The 20,383-nt window shown below is 52.4% G+C and carries 19 protein-coding genes; 11 read left to right on the plus strand and 8 right to left on the minus strand.

Annotation, left to right across the window (positions count from 1 at the left end; all coding sequences use genetic code 11):
- Window positions 1–76 precede the first annotated feature (76 nt).
- The 7 genes from OS112_03925 to OS112_03955 all read left to right on the plus strand — a co-directional run bounded on the left by OS112_03925 (window position 77) and on the right by OS112_03955 (window position 5,113).
- Complete coding sequence (locus tag OS112_03925) at window positions 77–334, plus strand: hypothetical protein (GenBank protein WAC05783.1); 258 nt, start codon at window positions 77–79, stop codon at window positions 332–334.
- A 43-nt stretch (window positions 335–377) separates the two neighbouring features.
- Window positions 378–986, plus strand: a complete 609-nt coding sequence (locus tag OS112_03930; protein WAC05784.1) for a type IV pilin N-terminal domain-containing protein — start codon at window positions 378–380, stop codon at window positions 984–986.
- The gene (locus tag OS112_03935; GenBank protein ID WAC05785.1) at window positions 983–1,582 is read left to right on the plus strand and encodes a type IV pilin N-terminal domain-containing protein; all 600 of its coding nucleotides are present in this window, start codon (window positions 983–985) and stop codon (window positions 1,580–1,582) included. Before OS112_03930 ends, OS112_03935 begins: the two co-directional genes overlap by 4 nt.
- Before the next feature lie 77 nt (window positions 1,583–1,659).
- On the plus strand, window positions 1,660–2,610 hold the full coding sequence (locus OS112_03940; GenBank protein WAC05786.1) for an iron ABC transporter permease: 951 nt from the start codon (window positions 1,660–1,662) through the stop codon (window positions 2,608–2,610).
- Window positions 2,607–3,899, plus strand: coding sequence for an ABC transporter ATP-binding protein (locus OS112_03945; GenBank protein WAC05787.1), 1,293 nt, complete (start codon window positions 2,607–2,609; stop codon window positions 3,897–3,899). The genes OS112_03940 and OS112_03945 overlap by 4 nt, the downstream gene beginning before the upstream one ends.
- Window positions 3,896–4,087 carry a hypothetical protein gene (locus OS112_03950; GenBank protein WAC05788.1) on the plus strand — a complete coding sequence of 64 codons (192 nt, stop codon included), beginning with the start codon at window positions 3,896–3,898 and terminating at the stop codon, window positions 4,085–4,087. The genes OS112_03945 and OS112_03950 overlap by 4 nt, the downstream gene beginning before the upstream one ends.
- On the plus strand, window positions 4,088–5,113 hold the full coding sequence (locus tag OS112_03955) for a cobalamin-binding protein (protein ID WAC05789.1): 1,026 nt from the start codon (window positions 4,088–4,090) through the stop codon (window positions 5,111–5,113).
- Window positions 5,114–5,265: 152 nt separating this feature from the next.
- Here OS112_03955 and nikR read toward each other — a convergent pair whose 3' ends face one another.
- From nikR to OS112_03980, 5 genes are all read right to left on the minus strand, one after another.
- Entirely contained in the window at window positions 5,266–5,688 is a 423-nt protein-coding gene (nikR, locus tag OS112_03960) for a nickel-responsive transcriptional regulator NikR (GenBank protein ID WAC05790.1), read from the minus strand.
- Window positions 5,689–5,809: 121 nt separating this feature from the next.
- Entirely contained in the window at window positions 5,810–6,775 is a 966-nt protein-coding gene (locus OS112_03965) for a hypothetical protein (GenBank protein WAC05791.1), read from the minus strand.
- Entirely contained in the window at window positions 6,772–7,215 is a 444-nt protein-coding gene (locus OS112_03970) for a type IV pilin N-terminal domain-containing protein (GenBank protein ID WAC05792.1), read from the minus strand. The genes OS112_03965 and OS112_03970 overlap by 4 nt, the downstream gene beginning before the upstream one ends.
- 12 nt (window positions 7,216–7,227) lie before the next feature.
- Window positions 7,228–9,072 carry a type II secretion system F family protein gene (locus tag OS112_03975; protein WAC06133.1) on the minus strand — a complete coding sequence of 615 codons (1,845 nt, stop codon included), beginning with the start codon at window positions 9,070–9,072 and terminating at the stop codon, window positions 7,228–7,230.
- A gap of 11 nt (window positions 9,073–9,083) precedes the next feature.
- On the minus strand, window positions 9,084–10,871 hold the full coding sequence (locus OS112_03980) for a type II/IV secretion system ATPase subunit (protein WAC05793.1): 1,788 nt from the start codon (window positions 10,869–10,871) through the stop codon (window positions 9,084–9,086).
- Window positions 10,872–11,111: 240 nt separating this feature from the next.
- Between OS112_03980 and OS112_03985 the strand changes: the two genes are divergently transcribed.
- From OS112_03985 to OS112_03995, 3 genes are all read left to right on the plus strand, one after another.
- Window positions 11,112–11,807, plus strand: coding sequence for a type IV pilin N-terminal domain-containing protein (locus OS112_03985; protein WAC05794.1), 696 nt, complete (start codon window positions 11,112–11,114; stop codon window positions 11,805–11,807).
- A gap of 2 nt (window positions 11,808–11,809) precedes the next feature.
- Window positions 11,810–12,364 carry a type IV pilin N-terminal domain-containing protein gene (locus tag OS112_03990; protein ID WAC06134.1) on the plus strand — a complete coding sequence of 185 codons (555 nt, stop codon included), beginning with the start codon at window positions 11,810–11,812 and terminating at the stop codon, window positions 12,362–12,364.
- 266 nt (window positions 12,365–12,630) lie between these two features.
- Window positions 12,631–13,350, plus strand: coding sequence for a hypothetical protein (locus OS112_03995; protein ID WAC05795.1), 720 nt, complete (start codon window positions 12,631–12,633; stop codon window positions 13,348–13,350).
- 568 nt (window positions 13,351–13,918) lie between these two features.
- Here the strand turns inward: OS112_03995 and OS112_04000 are convergent.
- Entirely contained in the window at window positions 13,919–15,325 is a 1,407-nt protein-coding gene (locus OS112_04000; protein ID WAC05796.1) for a helix-turn-helix domain-containing protein, read from the minus strand.
- A gap of 129 nt (window positions 15,326–15,454) precedes the next feature.
- Here OS112_04000 and OS112_04005 point away from each other — a divergent pair, with 129 nt between their 5' ends.
- Window positions 15,455–15,598 (plus strand): hypothetical protein, encoded by a 144-nt coding sequence (locus OS112_04005; GenBank protein WAC05797.1) that lies wholly within the window; start codon window positions 15,455–15,457, stop codon window positions 15,596–15,598.
- 15 nt (window positions 15,599–15,613) lie between these two features.
- Here OS112_04005 and OS112_04010 read toward each other — a convergent pair whose 3' ends face one another.
- Both OS112_04010 and OS112_04015 read right to left on the minus strand, forming a co-directional pair.
- Window positions 15,614–17,911, minus strand: coding sequence for a PAS domain S-box protein (locus OS112_04010; GenBank protein WAC05798.1), 2,298 nt, complete (start codon window positions 17,909–17,911; stop codon window positions 15,614–15,616).
- 565 nt (window positions 17,912–18,476) lie between these two features.
- Window positions 18,477–20,213 (minus strand): ATP-binding protein, encoded by a 1,737-nt coding sequence (locus OS112_04015; GenBank protein WAC05799.1) that lies wholly within the window; start codon window positions 20,211–20,213, stop codon window positions 18,477–18,479.
- Window positions 20,214–20,383: the final 170 nt, after the last annotated feature.

Genomic DNA, 20,383 nt, shown 5'->3' on the forward strand with positions numbered 1-20,383 from the left:
CCTGCCGCCGGGTAATTCTCCGGGCAGTTACTAGGAAAAGCGGCCGGATACAGAAGGTGATGGGAGGTAAGCGGAGATGCTAGAGGTAACCGGGGAGAAGCAGGGCCTGATCACAATGGTCTATGATTACGGTAACGGGGGACATCGCCCTGCATTCATCAACATCCAGCATGAGTTCAAGGGGATCATCCGGGCCTCGTTCCAGTCGGAGATGACCGACAACCGCTGTCTTGACGTAATTCTTCTTCGCGGTTACCAAACCCAGTTCAAATCGCTTGAGGATCGGTTACTGTCTGAAAAGGGTGTGGAGTCTGTTGAACTTAAGACGTTATAAATCGGTGGAAAAATTTCACTATAACCAGAAGGATAAGCAAACCATGAATAGTCTTGATAAAACTCTCAATGAAAGTGCAGTCTCGCCCGTTGTCGGCGTGATGCTGATGCTTGTCGTTGTCATCATCATCGCAGCAGTTGTGAGTGCGTTTGCCGGTGGGCTGGGTTCAGGACAGAAAGTGACGCCCAGTGCATCCATCGGTGTCAGGATCGACACAGCGATAGATGACACCATGGGGGGAACTACGACAAAAATGATGTTTGAACATTTAAGCGGCGACCCGGTTCGTTCACAGGATCTAAAAATCATCACCTATTACACGGCACCCAACGGGACGGTGATCAAACACATCCAGGATGCATCAAGTCCAGCTACCCAGTTATACAGCTCTCTACGGTTCACGCGGGTGCCGTTCCTGAACGATCCCAAGATCGGCCGCTCCGGCTACAATACAAGTGTGGATTTTGGAAATTTCACCTGGTCGACAGGTGACATCCTGAGTACCGGCAGTCCTGCAGGAACGAGCGCACTTCTCGGTTTCAATGTCAGCGACACAAGTTATGGGTTCCGGGCTGGGGTTCCGGTGGACGTAAAGATCCTCTATACCCCAAGCAACAAGTACATCTTTGACAAGGAGGTGTTTGTCCGATGAAGCGCCTGGCGGAAAATGCGGTCTCCCCTGTTGTCGGTGTCATGCTGATGCTCGTCATTGTCATCATCATCGCAGCGGTTGTAAGCTCCTTTGCGGGCGGACTAGGCACAAACATCAAAAAAGCTCCGCAGGTTTCAATGGAGGTCACACCGGTAATTCAGGGCATACAGGATCAAAATACCGGCAACTATGTACCAGATTACCCGACGGGATTTACCGCTGACAACGGCCTGCTCTTTGAGCATTCCGGCGGCGATCCTTTCGATCTAAAAGAGATCGAGGTCCAGATCCGGTATACGGATTCAAAGATTAAAATCGGGACAAACGACATCCTGCCATCGCAGAGCTGCAACAGCACGGCAGTGAAGGGATACCTAACGAAGATCGGAGCGGCTGACAGTTTCATCAGTGCGGGTGACAAGTTCATGCTCTATGCAGATAACTGCCGTATCGACAAGTTCGGCAGCCAGATCTCCTGGCAGCCGGAAGGTGCAGCACGGTCGTTTTCAATACCTAAAAATGCCCGGGGCGAGTATATGTTTGTCGATAAAAACAGCGGCAAGGCCATCCAGCAGGGGACATTCATATTTCTCTGATCCCCTGTTTTCCAGGTTTGGGGCAGGAATGACCAGGAGGAACACTGGAGCAGACAGATCCTAAAACAGGAATGATAATGGTTACTGACCGCCGGCTCTGGCTCCTCCTTCTCATTGTTGTTGCAGGGATGAGCATCATCGTCTGCACCCTTACCGGTCCAACCGGCTTTGGCATACCGTCTACCGGCCCCGGTGCTGCCGACATCGTCGGCGGCATCCGGCTCCCCCGGGTTCTCGCCGCATTTTTCACGGGTGCCAGCCTCGCCGTTGCCGGTGCCGCGATGCAGGCGCTCTTTAAGAATCCGATGGCTGATCCCTACATCCTCGGCACCTCATCCGGCGGGGCGCTCGGTGCCTCCCTTGCCATCGTCTTTTTCGGCGGCTTTTTCGTCCCGATCTTCGCATGGGCCGGCGCAGTTGCGGCGATCCTGATCGTCTGGTCGATTGCCGGCCGTAAAGGCGTAATCTCCGTTGAGACCCTGCTTTTAACCGGCATTGCTGTTTCGTTCTTCTTCTCGGCCATCGTCTCGTTCCTGATCGCCGTCTCGGGCCAGAACGTCCACCAGATCATTTTCTGGCTCATGGGCGGGTTCTGGAACGCATCGCCATCCGACGCGATCCTCTCCGCCTGCATCCTCGCACCGGCCGGAGTGCTCCTCTTTTTTATGGGCCGGGACCTCAACGCCCTTTCGCTTGGCGAGGAGACCGCCGCCCACCTCGGTATCGATGCGGCACGGGCCCGCTGGTCGGTGCTTGGTGGCAGCACCCTGCTCGTTGCCGGTGCCGTCTCGATCGCCGGCTCGATCGGGTTTGTCGGCCTTGTCACCCCCCATATCGTCCGGATGCTTCTCGGCCCGGACAACCGCGTAGTCATCCCCGCCTGCGTCCTTGCCGGGGGGATACTCCTCGTCATCTCGGACACCCTCGCCCGCACGTTCTTCTCCGACCTGCCGGTGGGGATCATCACGGCCTTCATCGGGGCGCCGTTCTTCATCTGGCTGATCTACCAGCGGGGAGCGGTTACATGACCGGCCGGCACAGCATCAATGCCGAAAACCTCCACGCGGGGTATGGCATGCAGGAGATCATTAAATCGGTCAGCTGTGCGTTTGCACCGGGATCCTTCACCGGCATCATCGGGCCGAACGGCTCGGGAAAGACCACGCTCCTGCGGGCATTCAGCCGCGTGATACCGTCAAGCGGGATCCTTGAACTGGACGGAAAGGCAGCTTGCGATTATACTCCTGCGGAACTGGGCATGGCGCTTGGTTTTGTCCCGCAGGACGAAGGGCGCCCGTTCTCCTACACGGTGATGCAGGTCGTCCTGATGGCCCGGTATGCCCGGACCAGCAGGTTTGCCGCACTTGCACCGGACGATTATGCCCGGTGCTATCGTGCCCTTGAAGAGACCGGCGTCGCTCACCTTGCCGGGCGATCAATCCGTACCCTGAGCGGCGGGGAATGGCAGCGGGTGCTCATCGCCCGTGCCCTTGCGCAGGACACAAACGTGCTCCTGCTGGATGAGCCGACGTCGCATCTCGACCTCTCCCACCAGTCCGATATCCTTTGTCTGATGCGCCGGCTTGCCGGTTCGGGCGCAACCATCATAGGGGTATTCCATGATCTCAACCTTGCCGCGCTCTACTGCGATCGGCTTATCATGATCCAGCATGGGCAGCTGGTCGCCGACGGCACGCCCGGACAGGTGCTGACACCCCGGAAAATCCGGGAGGTCTACGGGGCCGAGGTGGTCATCTCCTGTCACCCGGCCACCGGCCGGACCTTCCTCATGCCCATAAAAACCGTAAACGGGACAAATTCAGTCCTAAAACACCTGAAAGTGCAGGTGATCTCCGGCGGTGGGAGCGGATCTGACCTCCTGCACTTCCTTGCCGGTAAGGGCCTGTCTCTCTCGGCCGGCATCCTTGCCACTACGGATACCGATTACCTCACGGCAAAAGCGCTGGAGGTCCCCTGCATCCCGGTCCTGCCGTTCTCCCGGATTCCTGCCCATGCGCTGGAGAATCTAAGAGCCATGCTCTCCCGGGCAGACCGCATCATTCTTTCCATTCACCCGGTAGGATCCGGCAACCTGCCGGTCCTTGCGGTTCTCCGGGAGGCGGATCCGGCACGGATCATCATCCACCTGCCGGAAGGCAGGGATTTTCTCTCCTATGATTATGCCAAAGGTGCCGGCGCCGCAGCTCTTGCAGACCTGTGTACTGCCGGTGCACAGTGTACCAGCAGTTATGACGGGATAATCGCGCTCCTGTACCCGGTGTCCCCAGAAACCCACGACCGTGAGCATGATCCATGAACACAAGACAATTATTCATCCCAACATTCTGCTGCATTGACCGTCCGCTCGCTGAGGCGCTTGGCATCCTTGCCGGTCGCACATTGCATGTCGAGATCCTCTCGGACGGCCTTAGCGACCTTCTCCCTGATCCAGCGACTGCCCAAAGTATCAGCTATCTTTCATCTATCATGAACGGAGAGCAGTGAATGAAACTTAAAAACAGAACCCCAAAAGAGTACGGCATAGTCCTGCTGGTCACGGCAATAGCGCTGGTCCTTTGTACAATGCCGGTATCAGCGGTCACCGTAACTGACGATGCCGGTATGGCCATCACGTTCAATGCAACACCCTCGCGTATCGTCTCGCTGTCCCCCTCCAGTACCGAGATCCTTGCCGCCCTCGGCCTGCTTGACCAGGTGGTTGGCGTAACGGATGCCTGTGACTATCCCCCGGAAGTAAAGAACAAGACCCGCATAGGGGGCTACTCGGCCATCAGCATTGAGAAGGTAGCTGCGGCCCGGCCGGACCTTGTGTTCGCATCTGACAAAACGCCGTTGGAGACCGTGGACCGTCTCAAAGAACTCGGCATGAATGTGATGGTGGTCGCCCCGAAAAACATCGACCACGTGATACGGGACATCCGATTAATTGGGGAGATAACCGGTACAAAAACCCGGGCAGATGAATTGGCAGCTGATCTTTCGCGCCGCATTGACGCAACACTCCCCTCGCCCCTGCCGGAGCACCGGCCGACTGTAGCCCACGTGGTCTGGCACAAGCCCCTCTATGTCAGCGGCAACAATACGCTGCAGGACGACGTGATCGTCCATGCCGGCGGCGTAAACGTGTTCTCTGACCGGAGCGGCTGGAGCACAATATCGCTTGAGGAGTTCCTGCTGGCCAATCCCGATATCATCGTCGTAAACGGTGGAGGCGGGATGGATTCGTCAAAGAAAAATGTAATCCTCGAAGAGTTCATGACCAAACCGCAGTACGCATCCCTCTCTGCGGTCAAAAACAACCACGTGTTTGCAGTCGATGCCGACATCATCAGCCGGCCTGGCCCCCGCATCGCGGATGCAGCAGAAGAGGTTGCATCATTGGTTTTCCGTTCCGGTACGCAGAACGTATCCCCGGCTGCAGCATCCACGCCCCCTGCATCTGCTCCCCTGCTGCCAGCGCTTGTTTCTGTCATGATCGGGAGTCTGTACGTAATCCGGAAACGGCCGTGAGGTATAAGTGTCTGGCCGGTAACAGAATATTTTATAGAATTACATTTGGCAGAATGGATTTTTAGGGTAACGAAGTATTTTTTGATAGTCCTTTGGGGAATTTACTGAGTACAAATATAAAAAAGCAGGCACTGCTCCGGATGCTCTGGTCTTCAATCTTCAACCTGAATCGTCGTGAGTTTCACCGACTCAACTCCCTTCAGGGACATGAAACGTTCGGCCAGTGATTTGATCTGCGGGCCTTCCCCGCGGACGAGGACTACCTCAAGACACCGGTCATGGCTCATGTGCGCATGGAGTGCTGTTTTGATAATGGATCTGAACTCGTGCTGGATGTTATTGATCGTCTGGAGAAGGCCACGGTGATCATGCTCGTACACCATCGTAATCACGCCATGGCGATCGCCTTTCACTTCAGACATCCAGGTATAATTCGTGATATATGTGCGGATCGCATCACGAATTCCTTCGGAACGTGACGAGTATCCCCGCTGGTTGATAATCTCATCAAATTTCTCAAGCAGGTGGGTGGGAATGGATATGCCGGTCCGAGAGAGGTCCTGGTCAATGGTCATGGTATCATCAGAGAAGTTAATATTTATCTTAATTGTTTTTTAATATTTTGATATGATTTTAAAAAAATGTAATACTAATTACTATGAATTTAATTTTTTTTTATATTGAAACCACGGGAGCTCAATACGCCGATACATTCACCTGCATGATCTTCCGGGTAATGACAAATGGCAGCCGCCCGTCGATATGTCCGATGCCCGTTTCCCGGTAGAGCGGCGAACTGTTGTCAGCATAATGCCATATATTATTCGGGTAAGTCTGGTTGAGCTGGCGGAACGACTGGTTGACTTTGTTATACAGGTCAACTGCGAATGGCTCTGGTGTGGATTTGTTCACCCGGATCGTGAGGAGGTCGGGTGCGGCCTGATCCGGAATGCCAAATATGGTTTCATTCAATGATGCTGACACAGCAAAGGTCCCGATACCATTGCCACTCGTAAATTGTTCATACGGTGACGGATTGAACGTCACTGCGGAGATCGTGATTGCCGAACAGTTCATCGTTGAATTGAACCACGGCCGGGCAGTCACGTCAATAAAAGAACCTGAAAATTTTTTTACCGGTGCTGCCCGGTTCACCTCGTTCATACTGGCAAACGACAGGGGTGTCGCCATCCCGGCGTTGTCGACCGAACCTTGGGAGAATCCCTTGGTCACGTTCACGTACCCGTAATGCCAGACATATCCCTGGTCCTGCCAGTAATTGCCAACGGGACGGTACGAGAATTTCACCAGCCGGCTCTCCTGCGAATATTCAATCGAGTTGTCGAAGATGATAAGGTTATAAAGTGGGAGCTGCTCTGCATCCACGCGGATCGTACCGGATGACGTGAGGGAGTTGAATATCACGCCGCCACCGCCAAGCGGGACGGTCTCACTGAATGTGATCTCCTGCTTCATCGATACGGCATTGGAAATATCGGCAGAAAACTGCATAAACGCGTGCTCGACCTCGTGCAGGTGGCTGATCTCTGACTCGGCCTTCATGGAAGGAATCGCGACAGCATTCCAGACGGAAAAGATCGTGACCATTACAGCGAGCACCAGCATCGCGGCGATGACCGGGGCAACAGCATCATCTCTCATGCCTGCACCTTCCCGACTTGACCGGAGAATATGACCGCACGCGGGGTTGCGAGTTTAACGGTTTCATTGCCATCCAGTGCGGAGTCCCACGTGATGGTGATGTTGCTCCCGAGATCGAACGTGGTTTTCTGCGGCACGAGGATAAACGGGTGATGGCTGTCATCAACGCGGTACACAATCTCAGTGGCATGATCCGTGGAATTCGCAACGATGACTTTCAGATCAGAAGCCCTGACCCAGTCCCCGCCCTTATGCCAGAGCGTGATGGTCTTCGCAGTCTCATTCGTTACCTTGATGGTAACACTGGGATAACGCTCGGACGGGAGGAAGGACGACACGGTAGTTGAGAAAACGGCGATAAGGATGATGACAAGACCAATCATGAGAATCTCGCCGACAACTTCAGACACTCCCCGGGTATTCCATTCCTGTGAATCCATGAGATGTTCCCTTCAGATGATAACAGTAAACACGACCAGCGCTGCGGCAAGGAGCGCGATGCTGTGCTTGAACCCGCAGAGGATGCTGTTCGAGCTGAACTGCCCTGCCATGATGCCTGAGAAGGTTCCAAGGATGATGCCGATCCGGAACATATCGGTGATATTTCCTGCAAGTTGAAGCGGGATGTTCATGCCGGTAAAGCTTGCAAGGAACGGCACATTCAGCTGGTAGGCTGTATAGAGATAGATGCCAAACGAGAGATAGATGATCATCACGTAGATTATCGTAGCGTTCGCACGTTCCCGTTTGAGCTTGAGGTAGTGCTCAAAATCAGTGATCGCAATCAGGAAAATCTGGCGCAGGTTGTGCGTAATCTCGCTTGCCCGCACGAGAAGGGAGATCGTTCGCTTGACCGAGACAAGCCCGATCCGTTCTTCCATCCTGACGAGCGCCGTGTTCACATAGGCGCCGCTCTCGATGTCCCGTGAAACGAGAGAGAGTTCAGAACTTAAAACCCCCAGCTTCGCGTTCGAGATCCGCTGGATAGCATCATGCAGCGTAATCCCGATATCTTTCATATCGGACAGTTCCCGTAAAAACTCCGGGATATGGGATTCGATGTTCCGCACGTACCAACGCCGCCCCTCGTACGCAGCAGCAACCGGTGTCATGAACCCAATGATAATAAGGCACACAATGGCCTCGGGTGTGTTTTTTGGGAAGAAGGAATCGAACCATCCGGTCATCCAGAAACCGGCAATGATGCCTGCAATCAACACGCCGGCACCGATGCTGTAATCGTATTTCGAAATATACGACCGTAGCGGGTGCCGCAACCGGTTGAGAAGATGGTGGTGCCTCTTTTTTGCTGCCAGCCGTTTGTAGAAACTGGCATCTTTCTCATCTGGTGCGGGTGCCTGATGCGTAGTATGGACCGGGACAGATCCCGCAAAGTCATGCTCGATGGTCTCGCGCCGGCTGATTTCGAGGTTTTCCGGAGGGAGCATGGCAGACAGGAGCCAGATCATGATGATTGCACCCGCCGGGATGCACAGGTACATGAACGGGAGGAGCCAGTCCATCTGGTTATGACTGGTCATTCCCTGCGCCACGATCATGATGATCAGAGCGATCGGGCCGGCAACAAACGCGGAAACATAGACTTCAGCCATGATCTCGATTGTTTTTAACACAAGATCCAGTTCCTGCCGGGCCTGGTCGCGGTAGTACTGCGTCTTAGCCGATATGTAGGAGTTCACGGCACCCCCGCTGTCAGATACGATGGAAAGGTCGTTAAGGAAATCCCGGAGATGAGCTGACGGGGTCGTCCGCTGGAGATCCCTCATGGCTGTGATCAGGTCATCGTTGAACACTTCGACATCGCGGACGATTACACCGAACTCCCGTGAGACCTCACCAAACATTTCCTGCTCTTCATAAATTTTCTGTATCATCTCATAGGGAGGCATCGTCGTCGAGAGAGCCTCCATATACGAGATAGCATAGGGCAAATCCAGCTCGATCCGGGTTTTCCTCCCCCGTGCGATGATGGCCGGGTAATATATCTGGAACAGGTAGAGGCCGGGGATCATGCCGGCAAACACAATCACCCAGAACAGCATGTCGGATGTTGAAACTGAAAGGATCTGGATCTCATAGCCACTGAATGTTAAAAATAGAAAAGAGCCAACAAACAGGAGCACGGAACCAAGGACGTTGATATGGACGTTCTGAAGATAGCGTTCAGCGGTGAACGGGATATGAGCTCCCCGCAGGGTCTGCCGGAGATGACTGCCGTACATTACCAGTTCGTAACGGGACAGCACAGCATCAGCACGGGCAAGTGCGATGGGCATCTGCACTTCATTCACTCCAGATCATGAATCGCGTGTGCAAGATCCTTGATGTCAGGCGGTTCGACTTCAAGTGCCCAGGAGAAGAACTCTTCCCGCTTTTTCAACTGGTGTTCGGTCTCCTCCGGTGTCCAGCCCCGGTGGAATGCAACCTCCTCCAGTACCTGTGACCGGCCGCCGGTCCTGTGGAATGTATCGGTCTGGATGTCCCACTCATAGACCGGGGCCGGTATGATCTCACCGTTATTATTCACCTCAATTTCATGGATAGAAAGGCAGCGGCGGATACGTATGTTCCCCACGGAATAGATTGCCTGCACAACAACAAGATCGAGTGCAGAGAACATTACCGGCGGGACACTGATGGGATCATGGGTGAGGCGGTTGATTGCCTCCTGAACGCTGCCGGCATGGATTGTTGAGAGCGTAGCATGGCCGGTGTTCATCGCCTGGAAGAGGGTCTGGGCCTCTCTGCCCCGCACTTCTCCCACGATAATATACTCCGGGCGCTGCCGCATGGATGCCTTGAGGAGCGAGAAGAGGTCGATGTCACCTTTGACTCCCGGGACATTGATCTCCCGTGTCTGCGTGGGCAGCCAGTTCTTGTGCGGCAGCTGGATCTCACGGGTGTCCTCGAGGGATACAACTTTGGCATTCTGGGGGATGAACAGGGAGACAGCATTCATCGTGGATGTCTTGCCGCTTGCCGTCCCGCCGACAACAAGAAGGCTCTTTTTATGTTCGATGGCGAGCCAGAGGAATGCCAGTATCTCGGAATTGTAGGTGCCCAGCCGGATAAGATCCAGCGGGGTCATCGGATCGGTCCGGAATTTCCGAATGGTAAATGAGCTGCCCTTTGTGGAGACCACATTGCTGTATGTGATCTGGACCCTCGCACCGCACGGGAGTGTCGCGTCCACCATGGGAGTTGAAAGCGAGATCTGCTTGTTGGCTTTCTGGGCGAGTTTTAAGACAAACAGGTTCAGTTCGCCTTCCCGGAAAACGACACTTGTCGGCAGGCTGCCATAGTCGCGGTGGAACACAAAGACCGGCAGGTCGTTCCCGTTGCAGCTCAGGTCCTCAAGGGAGGGATCGTGCATGAGTGCATCAAGCGGCCCGTAACCGGAGAGATCCCGTTTCAGGTAGTAGTGCAGGAGAGAGAGCCGGTCATCGGAAATATCCGGGTCAAACTGGCGGATTACGGGTGTTACCGTTGCAGGATCCAGATGATTCCCTGTGCTGTCTTCCGGTGCATTGAAGATGATGACATCCCGGAGGTAGGAGTATGTCTCACGCAGGATGGTTTTTTCTTTCTGCGAAATGGACGGCTCGACGACCGTATAGGTGAACCCGGCATTTCCTGTCCGTATAATTTTTACGTAAGAGAACGGTGGAGAAACCCAGTACATGTCGAGAACACCGGGAGTGCGTTCTTCCGGGAACTCCGGGTCGGCAGTAACGGCCGGTGAGGCACCATGTGCAGGATCGGGATTACGGGATGCCATCGCATCCCTTGCCGGAGGAACGGCAAATCCCCGGACAGTACCGGAACTGAACCGGACACGCGCGCCACTGGCAACGAGAGCTAATGAGAAAAGAGAGATGATACAGAGCCCGCTCATCAGGATCAGCGGGAGATCAATAAAGAGCACTATATAACCGGAGGTAAGGGCAATAATCAGAATCCCAAGGAGGAGGATATCTCCGCGTCCGGTCTTGTCTCCCATTCTCTCTGCGATCAGGTGAAGATTGAGCAAATGCAGGATATCTCCTTGGATCGACTTTGCCATCCCATCGTTCATGCTGTCTCATCCCACTGGAGAAGTACCTGAGATGTACCTGTTATAGTAATAAAATATTTTCTTTTTGTAGCACATTTTTATTATCATAACAATTTTTTTTGATACTCAACAGGTTTTTTCAATACAATTTCACATCTCAAAATAAAAAATCACAATCTATTTATAGCAATGAGTGCTACGAAATTCTATAATAGTATGAAAATAGGGCCTGTTGCAAGGCACCGTACCAGAGGTAATTAAATGTGCAGTTCAGGAAGATCCAGAGAAGACGCCGTATCTCCGGTTGTCGGCGTTATGTTGATGCTCGTGGTTACCATCATCATCGCTGCAGTTGTGAGTGCATTTACAGGAGGTCTTGCCAAAGGGGAGGACAAAGCACCGACAGCTGTTATTGATGTCAAAATTAAGAATACCGGTGAATGGCGGAACAGCAACATCCAGTTCGATGTAAAATCTGTCAGCGATCCCATCCCGTCGGCTAACGCAAAGATCGTCACCTCCTGGACATCAAGTTCCGGAACAAGGGGCGGAAATACAACAGCAAAAGGTCTGAACACTCCTAACGTTCAGTACACTTCGGGAAACACAAGATATCAGGCACCGCTTGGATATGGTCCGGGCGTACTGAACTGGAAAACCTCTTCACCATTTCCGGTTGAGCAGATGTTTGGAAATTATACTATTACAGCGGGTACTTCAATGAGGGCGTCTCCATACGGGTATACTACGTATAATGCGGGATATGGCGTTGTCACTCCGTATGTCTATAACGATGATCCCACATACTGGGTCACTGCAACAGACACTGATGCGATGATGGCACTGCTTGGTAAAAACTGGAATGATTTGCGAGCTGGAGACATCGTAAAAGTGACAATCATCCATACGCCAACCGGTAAGATGATTTATAGCAAAGATGTCGTTGTGGAGGGATAATGATGAGAATGAACAGTGATCATGCAGTATCTCCAGTAGTCGGAGTCATGCTGATGCTCGTGGTTACGATCATTATCGCTGCTGTTGTCAGTGGATTTGCCGGAGGAATGTCAAAAGGAACCGATAAGACTCCCCAGATGACAGTAAAAGCAAAATTCAGTCAGAGTAACGGAATGGAAATTTATCACATGGGCGGTGATACAATTAATACCCAATCCACCTCCGTGATTGTCCGGCCGACACGGTCCTTTGGAAACTATGACCAGTTAAGCTGGGTTGTCAATAAATCTGTTATCAAAACTGAGAACAAAGACTGGGTAAACCAATCCGTATCAATGACCTATAATCTTGCCCGGACCTTCAAACCCGGAGATACCGCATATATCCTATCAGCAGATCTCCCTCGCGTTCAGGAGAAGACCGGGGGGGTCGCGGATTATACCTCAAACTCGTATGGATTTGGCAGTGTGAAAAGTATTGGTAACTCGTTTATTCTCACACTTATTGATGACAGCGGAAAAAGCATTGCCTCCACTGAAGTGGAAATCCAGCCGTAATTTTTTGGTAGGTAATCCCCGTATGTGATAGAGACCGGATTATGAATGTGTGTAAAAAGGATCGCCTCATGAATTGTTGCACGCCTCTCTCATGAAAATGGTAAAGAGAAAATATCAGGCATCAACGAATTCAAAACCTGAAATGAAAAATAAACGAAAAAATGCAGGAATACCAGCAGCAAGATCCAATAATACTGCCCAGTCCTTTTTATGGTTATTATAAACCCGGGCATGAATGATCGTGTCAGATTTATTGATTCAGAATTATGAGCAAAAGACACAACATAAAACCCTGGTTGCATAAGGCCGCCATTCTTGTTCTTATCCTGGTCTTCATTACTTCATGTGGCTGCATAAAAGTCATAAAGAAAAATCTCAATAACGAAGGACAGGTCGTGAATGCGCCTTCCAAAACTACTGAAACCCCGCTGCAATCACTTACGCAGCCCACTGGAACGTTGGCTGAGATATCATCATTGAACCAGGTGAATTTAACAAGTTCTGTACATACCATTGAACCCGTCTTTCCTGAAGATTCATTCAGGGTTGTGCGTAATCTTTCCCAGAAAAACGGTGAGACCTTCCCGGAAACTTCACGGAACTTAATTCTTAACCGACCCCCTCTTTACAAACTGCATTTTTCCCCCATCTATAATGCGACCGCTGTTCTGGTCGATGTAAAGCACGGACCTCTTGTGATTCATAGTTCTGTCAGCGCGAAACATAGTAGTCCCCGGATCAGTTTCCTTGTCATTACCGTCAGAGACATCGCGAACAATACAATAGTCACAGAAGACGGATATGGAGGAATCTATACGAGCGATCCGGAGAACCAGATCGTCATTTATCGTGAAGGCAGGTATCATGTCAATTTCTATGGAAATCAGGTTGAAGCCGATATTTCGATCGTTACAGGGGATTCGCCAGCATTGACAGGTACTGCCCGGTTACCTTCGACAGATGTACCTGATGAATACCCCTGGTAACCACCTTTTTAAATCATCGATTATATTCTTCATTTTCCCTATAACGGTTTTCAATTCACCTGAATAAGATAAGCCCAAATTGGGCTCCATTTTCCTCTCTCGATGTCCGGGCCAATACCAGAAAACCCCGTAAAACCGTTCTTTTCTGTTCCTGTGGAAACGAAGGGATTATAGCGCCCCGTTTGCTGAAATAGGGTAGATTTGCACCTCACCTATTGGTCACCAAAGGCCCTTAAATCGAGGTGAATTTTACCCTATAGTTCATCCCATTTGACGGGGGGAAAATCGATTCCAGGCCCTGTTTTGAGGGTCGGTTTTTTCGGAGGAGGGTCCTGAAGGGACGAACCCGGGAGAAGAACCTGCAAAGGTTCTTCGACAGGATCCCCTGAAAAATACATGCCGTGGGGCTAATTTTTATCCGGGAAATGTCAGAAAGAGGTTGTGCGCAATTTACGCGCAATACGCGCAATATACGAGGGATGAAATTTGAAACCCGGATGATTTTTAAAAGAGGATTTTTAAAACAGGGGAATTCAACAACCGTCAGAAAATGTCGGGATTGTCGGGATTATGTCGGGCTAATGTCGGGATTGTCGGGATTCTTTTTCACAAGAACATACTCCGTAGCCCTGCCCTTCTTATCCCGTTTTAAGAAAATACCTCTCGTGCAAAGATCATTCAGGTCCCGGAGAGCTGTCCGATCAATTGCACCGGTAAGTTCCCGGTACGCTTTATTCGTGATTACGCCCTGCTCCCTGACATACCGCACGGCCTGAACCTGCCGGTCGGAAAGTCCCAGTGCGAGGAGCCGTTCATCCGTGTAGAAAGTTTTGGCGAAGGTCACGCTGAACCAATCTGGATGTGCAGAAAACTCCGGTTCGGGAATTCCGTGGTTGTGACAGAGGGTGATCATACGGCTTGTTCCCGTGCCCCACTTCTCCAGCAATTCACCGTAATAAAAGACCTGGGCGAGCAGTGTATTCCGTGGCAGTGAACGATGCCCTTCCTGTCGGAGTTCATCGACCGTCATCCCCTCCTGGAGGCCCCCGGGATTCGTAATGACTATACGGTCATCATAGACGCGGATCTGAATCTCGGAGCCGGTCTGGAAATAGTCACGGTGGATGAGCGCGTTGATCACCGCTTCACGCAGGGCTTTGATGGGGTAATCCCAGATCTCGGTTCGCTGCATTGCAGACAGCGGCTCCGTTTTTTCCGGTTTTTCACCGAATTCATACCGGACCTGAATATATTGCTGGAAGAGTTGCACTGCTGCATCGACCTGCGCGAAAAGGTTGCCTTTCAGAATTTTATCATCGATGATGGTAATAGCGTCCTTGAACCTGCCCATATGAATCTGGGCAGAGGTGAACGATGCCTGCGGGTTTTTCCCGAACAACAGTATCGCGCCACGGGTAATTTTGCCGTCCCGGATTAATTCCAGTTTCTGAAGGAGGTTCAGAGCAGATTCATCATCGCGGGCAAAAGGGAGCCGGTTCTTTGCAAGTTCGAGGAAGCGTTTGATTGCTGCGGGATCGATCTGCTCAAGCGTATAGTTGTCAGTAATGCTGTCCCATTGAACACCAAGTTTTGTGATGAAGTAACGCCCGAGCTGCTCTGACGGGATCTCGCGGGTGGTGTTGCCGACCCGCTGAAAATACCTGCCCCGGCATGTGGCAAGGGTTGTACCGGGCTTTACTTCAATAACAAGCACGGGCTGATCCTGGTGCTGCTGGACGGAAACCACTGGCTGGACACGGAGGATCTCGACAATCTGGTTGATGATGACCTGCTGTGCCCGGTCATCGCCGGTCCAGCCGATGATGGTTCCATTATCCCTCACCCCGATAAGGAGTGTCCCGCCTTTGGTATTGACGAATGAGGCAAGTGCTTCAAGGCCGTGGTCGTTCCACTGCTCCTTGAATTCGATATTCTCGCCTTCGCCTTGCCGTATGAGTGCAGCTAGGTTGTCCATCGGTTCTATTCTCCGTGCTTTTATTCCCAATTCCTGATTTCAAGATACGGGTTTGTGCGTTATTGATTTATGCATAATTGCTGGAGAAGAGGAGCCGGTCCGCGCAGCAGGTGCAAGCACGGTGAAGCTGTGCGAAGCATACGGAGCGGGGCGGCGATCTTCTGGCTAATCGGTCGACAGCTCATCAGCATAACGACGGCACGGTATTATTCTCTCAAAGGGGAGTCTGCCATTCTCGGCCATCATTCCATCCCTTTGGAGCTGACCCTTTAATCCATTGCCAAGTTGTCATCCCTTTTCCTTCACGACAATCGTAAACTTCGTCCCCACCGTCCGGTCAAGTTCTATTGTGCCCTGCAGCTGCTCGGTCAGGCTGTTGACGAGCCGCAGCCCAAGTGATTCGGTCTTCTTCCAGTCCAGCGATTCCGGGATGCCGGCACCGTCATCCTGCACGATGATACGGATTGTACCATCATCTTTTTTCCCGGTTACGGCAATTGTGCCCTTCCTGCCAGAAGGAAATGCATACTTGAGCGAGTTTGAGAGGAGCTCGTTGATAATCAGCCCGAGCGGGATCGCACGGTTGATGTCCACCCGTATATCCGAGATGTCAACCGTCAAGCGAACCGTTGCCGGCGTGACACCATAGAAATTGAACAGGTTTGTACCCATGAACCGTACATAATCCGATACATCGATGCTGGAGATATCCTCAGATCGGTAGAGCCGCTCGTGGACGAGCGCCATCGCCTTGATCCGGTTCTGGCTCTCCCTGATCATTGCAAGCGTTGCCGGATCGGTGATCTGGCGGGACTGGAGGTTTAAGAGGCTTGCGACAATCTGGAGGTTATTTTTCACCCGGTGGTGAATCTCCTTTAACAGGATCTCTTTCTCGTGCAGGGACTTATTCAGCGCCTCGGTACGTTCGGCAACCTTCGCTTCCAGTTCCTCGCTGAATTTTTTCAGCCATTCCTCGGCCAGTTTCCGGTCAGTGTTGTCCAGCGTTATGCCCTGATAGTGGGTGACCGTTCCATCCTCATCCCGCCGCACCCATGTCCAGTCATAAACCCAGCGGATATCCCCGGACTTCGTGACGATCCGATATTCCTGGGAGAACTCGCTGCGCCCTTCTTGCGTGTACCGTTCGACTTCAGCACTAATGCGCGGCAGATCGTCTTCAAATATAATGGACGCGTATGCAATCCGGCCGCCGGTAAACTCATCCGGTGTATAGCCGAAACTGCCAATATTGTCAGACACGTATTCCACCGGCCATCCCGGTTCCGCCTTCCAGAGCCAGGCAACCGCAGGACTGTGATTGACGATGAACGACAGTTCTTTCGCGTTCTCATATGCGGCACGCAGTGCCTCCTCTGCCCGTTTGCGCTCGGTGATATCTATCAGAAGAACACCTCTTACTCCTGCCGGTTTATTTTCCCGAATAATTGCATCGGTATAGATGATAACGGGGAACGTGCTCCCGTCTTTTCTCAATGCCGTGTACTCAATACCCCCGGGGATCTCTCCGTTCAAGACTCTCTGCACGTTTTCCCTGGCCCGATCCCGATCTTCGGGAGCGATTACATCAAAGGCATTCAGCCCATTCTCCAAGTCCTCCTTTGAATAGCCAAAGGATTTCAATGCAATTGAGTTGGCGGTTGTAACGATTCCCTGTTCATCAAGTTCAAAAACCGTCTGCGGCAATAACTCAACCAAATCCCGGTATTTTCTCTCACTCCCCCGCAGCGCCTGTTCTTTTTTACTGAGTTCATCATAGTTTTGCCACAGCTCCTCCTTGGTTGCCGCGATCTCCTCATAGGCTGCTTCAAGATCTTCTTCTCTCTTTTTAAGCATCTCCTCTGCCCGTTTGCGCTCGGTAATATCCAGGAGGGAGGCTACGCTCTTTCTCGTTCCTGGAATGACATCGATAGAGAGATAGACAGCGCGGATATCCCCGGATTTTGTGACAAATTGGAACTCGTAGTGGGTGAGTGCCTTCTCCCGGTTCTGCCTGCGCAACCGGTGCTGGGCGAGCATCCGATCCAGGTCCTCTTTGACCACAAATTCGGTCCAGCTCTTTTTTCCCTCTATATCATCTTTGGAAAAGCCACTCAGTTTTGCGAACTCCGCATTGGCGAGGCTGATAATGTTGCTCTCTTCCACGACAACCGTCGCGGTGCCGGTATTCTCAAAGACAGTGCGGTACTTCTCCTCACTCTCGCGGAGTGCCTCGTTTGCCCATGTAATTTCCTCGACACGTTCTTCCACGCGGTGCTCAAGCCCTTCCCGTACCGTTTTGAGTTCGTCTGCGGTTCTCATACGGAGCATGATATCACGGATAATCAGGAACAACCCGATGCAGATGGCGATGTACCCGAATGTCCGGACCACGATCAGCTCCAGATCAAGGGCGGTTTTTAAGCCAAGAAGGGTCGCTGCATGCGATATCCCGAATAAGAAGAAGGCGGTGCCGATGAAGAGCGGGGTTGCCGAGCGTATCTTCACGTACCCGATAATGCTTAAGATCACGATTACGATACAGAGGATGAGATTGAGCAGCGTTATGGGATCAATGAGCAGTTCCATGGGTTGAAATTCCTTCACGGGGCGCTAGGATTGTAAGAAGGGATTGCAAGACCCCGTCGGATAAATGCCCTGCGTTATAGTTAATGGTGGAATACCTGCTTAATAAAAGTTTTGTGCAGGTATTTGACAACGGAAGTGGCGGTTCCAGGTTTTTTTACCGTTCCGGATTATTCCGGCATCTAATCCATGCTATCCGGCCTTCTTATCTTTATGGAAATGCCGAAAATACCTTCACTCCAGCAACCGGGCACGATCTCCTCCATGTCATGACCTCTTAATAGCTGATCGCTGCGATAATGGTACTGCCCAGGCTGCCTGCTCATGGGCAAACATGGCGGTGCCGTCAAACGTGAGGATGATGATGATGCCATCGGACCAGGTTCTCCTCAAGTGAAGTGAACAGTCGTGTGCGGTCGGCCCGCGAGAGGTCGTCGCGGACGCCCGGTAACTCGGGCAAACCTCACGAGACGAGAGGCGCTTCTGTCATGTTCGCGAATCCTCGCCCGCATCGTTTTTATGCAGGACAATTTTTCCGGATTTCCGTGCTGAAGGATTATGGCAGCCCTTACATCCGGGATACTTCCGGTGCACCCGACCCATTGTTATTGGACCGGAACCGGAACATCCCTGCCGGTATCAAGATCTCGAACCGTGCTCCTTTCCCCGGTTCCCCGGTCTCCTTCATCGTGATGCCGGTGAGGCTGAGGATCTCGCGGGAGAAAAAAAGCCCAAAGCCACTCCGTTTCCCGGACCCCCTCCGGAATATCTTCTCCTTTTCCTCCTTTTTGATCCCGGTACCGTTATCCTCGTAGATGATGGTCAGCCCTTCCGGAGTCTGATCATAGTGCAGCCTGATGGAGGTAACTTTCTCTCCATACCGCAGGGAATTTTCGAGCAGGTTTGAAAATACCCGGTCCACCAGCGGGTCCCCGAACACTTCAAGTCCCTCAACCTGAACGGAGTAGATAATGTAATCGTGCCCGAGGTCTTCCTGGTGTTTTGAGAATATGGTTTTAACATCGAGCCACTGCGGCAGGTTCTCCCCGAGTTTCTCATAGTCTTTCGTGAACGCGATCTGGCGGCTGATCGTTGACGCAGCCTTCTCCTGTTCGCGCAATGATTTTACAAGTGACGGTTCACCGACTGCCTCCCTGAGCAGTTCATTGTGCATCACGATGATGGTGAGCTGGTTGAGGATGTCATGGCGGGTGATGCCGGTCAAAAAGTTGATCTTCTTTCGCGCCATTGCAAGCGACTGGTCGGTGAGGTGCTGGTCGGTGATATCGGAAAGCAGGATGACATACCCGTGGCGGACGTTCCGGGCCGGGGTGAGGGGGATGCAGTGGAGATCAATGTAATGAACAGCACCGGCCTGTTCCCGCCTGAGGGTTTGGCGGTGCCCGCTGGCAGCCCCATTCTCATACCGTGGCGGGAGTTCATGGGCTGGCAGGATATCGTGGATTCCCATGCCAATAATATCCCGGTCCGCGTCCCCGAGAATCTGGAGTGCTGCCGGGTTGATCTCGATAACCCTCCCTTGTGCATCAAGCAGTACAATACCGGAGGGTATCTGCCGGAGAGCGGCACCGCATTCGATCGGGCTAAGGTCAAAGAGCCTGAACTGGTCGATGCCGGCAGAGAGGGCGACGACGGAAATCGTACCTGTGATCGGTGCGAGGTTGATGATGTCGAAAGGGTAGACCTGGAACATATATCCGATATGGGTAAAGAGAGGGGGAAACGCTGCAATCAGCAGGCAGGCGAGCTGGCCGCGAAACACCCCGTATACGGACTGGTAGTGCTGGAGGATGAACGCGAACCCGGCCATGATTAACAGCGACCATGAGGTAAAATATATCCAGAATACGGCAATGGAGGCAGAACCGTACGGAAGCGAGAGGGAAAACGGCGTGGGAAGACCGGGTATGACAGCCGGCACTACCGCCGCTGCAATGAGCAGGGCTGCCATGATTAACGGTATGATGAGTAACAACCAGCGGCTGATTGTTCCGCCCTCGGAGTCCTTTCCGGTAAACTGCAGGGAAAACTGCACGAATGCGACCGGGATGATGGCAATCGCCGCATTTTCCACGATGTTCCCGAGTGCCAGGAAAAATGCAGTATTGCTCCAGTACATGGCAGCAGCACTCCAAGACCAGAACGCTGCTGCCGTAAGGATGATGACAAGCGGGACTGCGCCTTTCATTGATGCACGGGTCCTCCAGAAGACCAGCGCAAAGAGCGATGTCATCGCGCCTGAAAGCACGAGCAGGAGGACGACAGGAACGCTTTCCCAGACCATCAGCCGATCATCGCCATCATTTTTTTATTGATTCTCCTATCATATCCGCATTCCCGGTTCCGGGATCTTTTCCCGATCCTTGTACCGTACACGGTGCAGGATGCGTGTTAATATGGTTGATGTTGCACAGGAAGGGTAATAAAATCCCTGCAGGCAGGGCAGGAACAAAT

Source organism: Methanoregula sp. (assembly GCA_026625165.1).
Taxonomy (GTDB): Archaea; Halobacteriota; Methanomicrobia; order Methanomicrobiales; family Methanospirillaceae; genus MVRE01.

Bases quoted from the DNA above. Each gene is read 5' to 3' on its own strand.
- OS112_04010 (WAC05798.1), bottom strand. From the start codon at position 17,911: ATGGAACTGCTCATTGATCCCATAACGCTGCTCAATCTCATCCTCTGT.
- OS112_04015 (WAC05799.1), bottom strand. From the start codon at position 20,213: ATGGTCTGGGAAAGCGTTCCTGTCGTCCTCCTGCTCGTGCTTTCAGGC.
- OS112_03955 (WAC05789.1), top strand. From the start codon at position 4,088: ATGAAACTTAAAAACAGAACCCCAAAAGAGTACGGCATAGTCCTGCTG.
- OS112_03975 (WAC06133.1), bottom strand. From the start codon at position 9,072: ATGCCCATCGCACTTGCCCGTGCTGATGCTGTGCTGTCCCGTTACGAA.
- OS112_03970 (WAC05792.1), bottom strand. From the start codon at position 7,215: ATGGATTCACAGGAATGGAATACCCGGGGAGTGTCTGAAGTTGTCGGC.
- OS112_03930 (WAC05784.1), top strand. From the start codon at position 378: ATGAATAGTCTTGATAAAACTCTCAATGAAAGTGCAGTCTCGCCCGTT.
- nikR (WAC05790.1), bottom strand. From the start codon at position 5,688: ATGACCATTGACCAGGACCTCTCTCGGACCGGCATATCCATTCCCACC.
- OS112_03935 (WAC05785.1), top strand. From the start codon at position 983: ATGAAGCGCCTGGCGGAAAATGCGGTCTCCCCTGTTGTCGGTGTCATG.
- OS112_04000 (WAC05796.1), bottom strand. From the start codon at position 15,325: ATGGACAACCTAGCTGCACTCATACGGCAAGGCGAAGGCGAGAATATC.
- OS112_03985 (WAC05794.1), top strand. From the start codon at position 11,112: ATGTGCAGTTCAGGAAGATCCAGAGAAGACGCCGTATCTCCGGTTGTC.
- OS112_03925 (WAC05783.1), top strand. From the start codon at position 77: ATGCTAGAGGTAACCGGGGAGAAGCAGGGCCTGATCACAATGGTCTAT.
- OS112_03980 (WAC05793.1), bottom strand. From the start codon at position 10,871: ATGAACGATGGGATGGCAAAGTCGATCCAAGGAGATATCCTGCATTTG.
- OS112_03995 (WAC05795.1), top strand. From the start codon at position 12,631: ATGAGCAAAAGACACAACATAAAACCCTGGTTGCATAAGGCCGCCATT.
- OS112_03965 (WAC05791.1), bottom strand. From the start codon at position 6,775: ATGAGAGATGATGCTGTTGCCCCGGTCATCGCCGCGATGCTGGTGCTC.
- OS112_03940 (WAC05786.1), top strand. From the start codon at position 1,660: ATGGTTACTGACCGCCGGCTCTGGCTCCTCCTTCTCATTGTTGTTGCA.
- OS112_03950 (WAC05788.1), top strand. From the start codon at position 3,896: ATGAACACAAGACAATTATTCATCCCAACATTCTGCTGCATTGACCGT.
- OS112_03945 (WAC05787.1), top strand. From the start codon at position 2,607: ATGACCGGCCGGCACAGCATCAATGCCGAAAACCTCCACGCGGGGTAT.
- OS112_03990 (WAC06134.1), top strand. From the start codon at position 11,810: ATGAGAATGAACAGTGATCATGCAGTATCTCCAGTAGTCGGAGTCATG.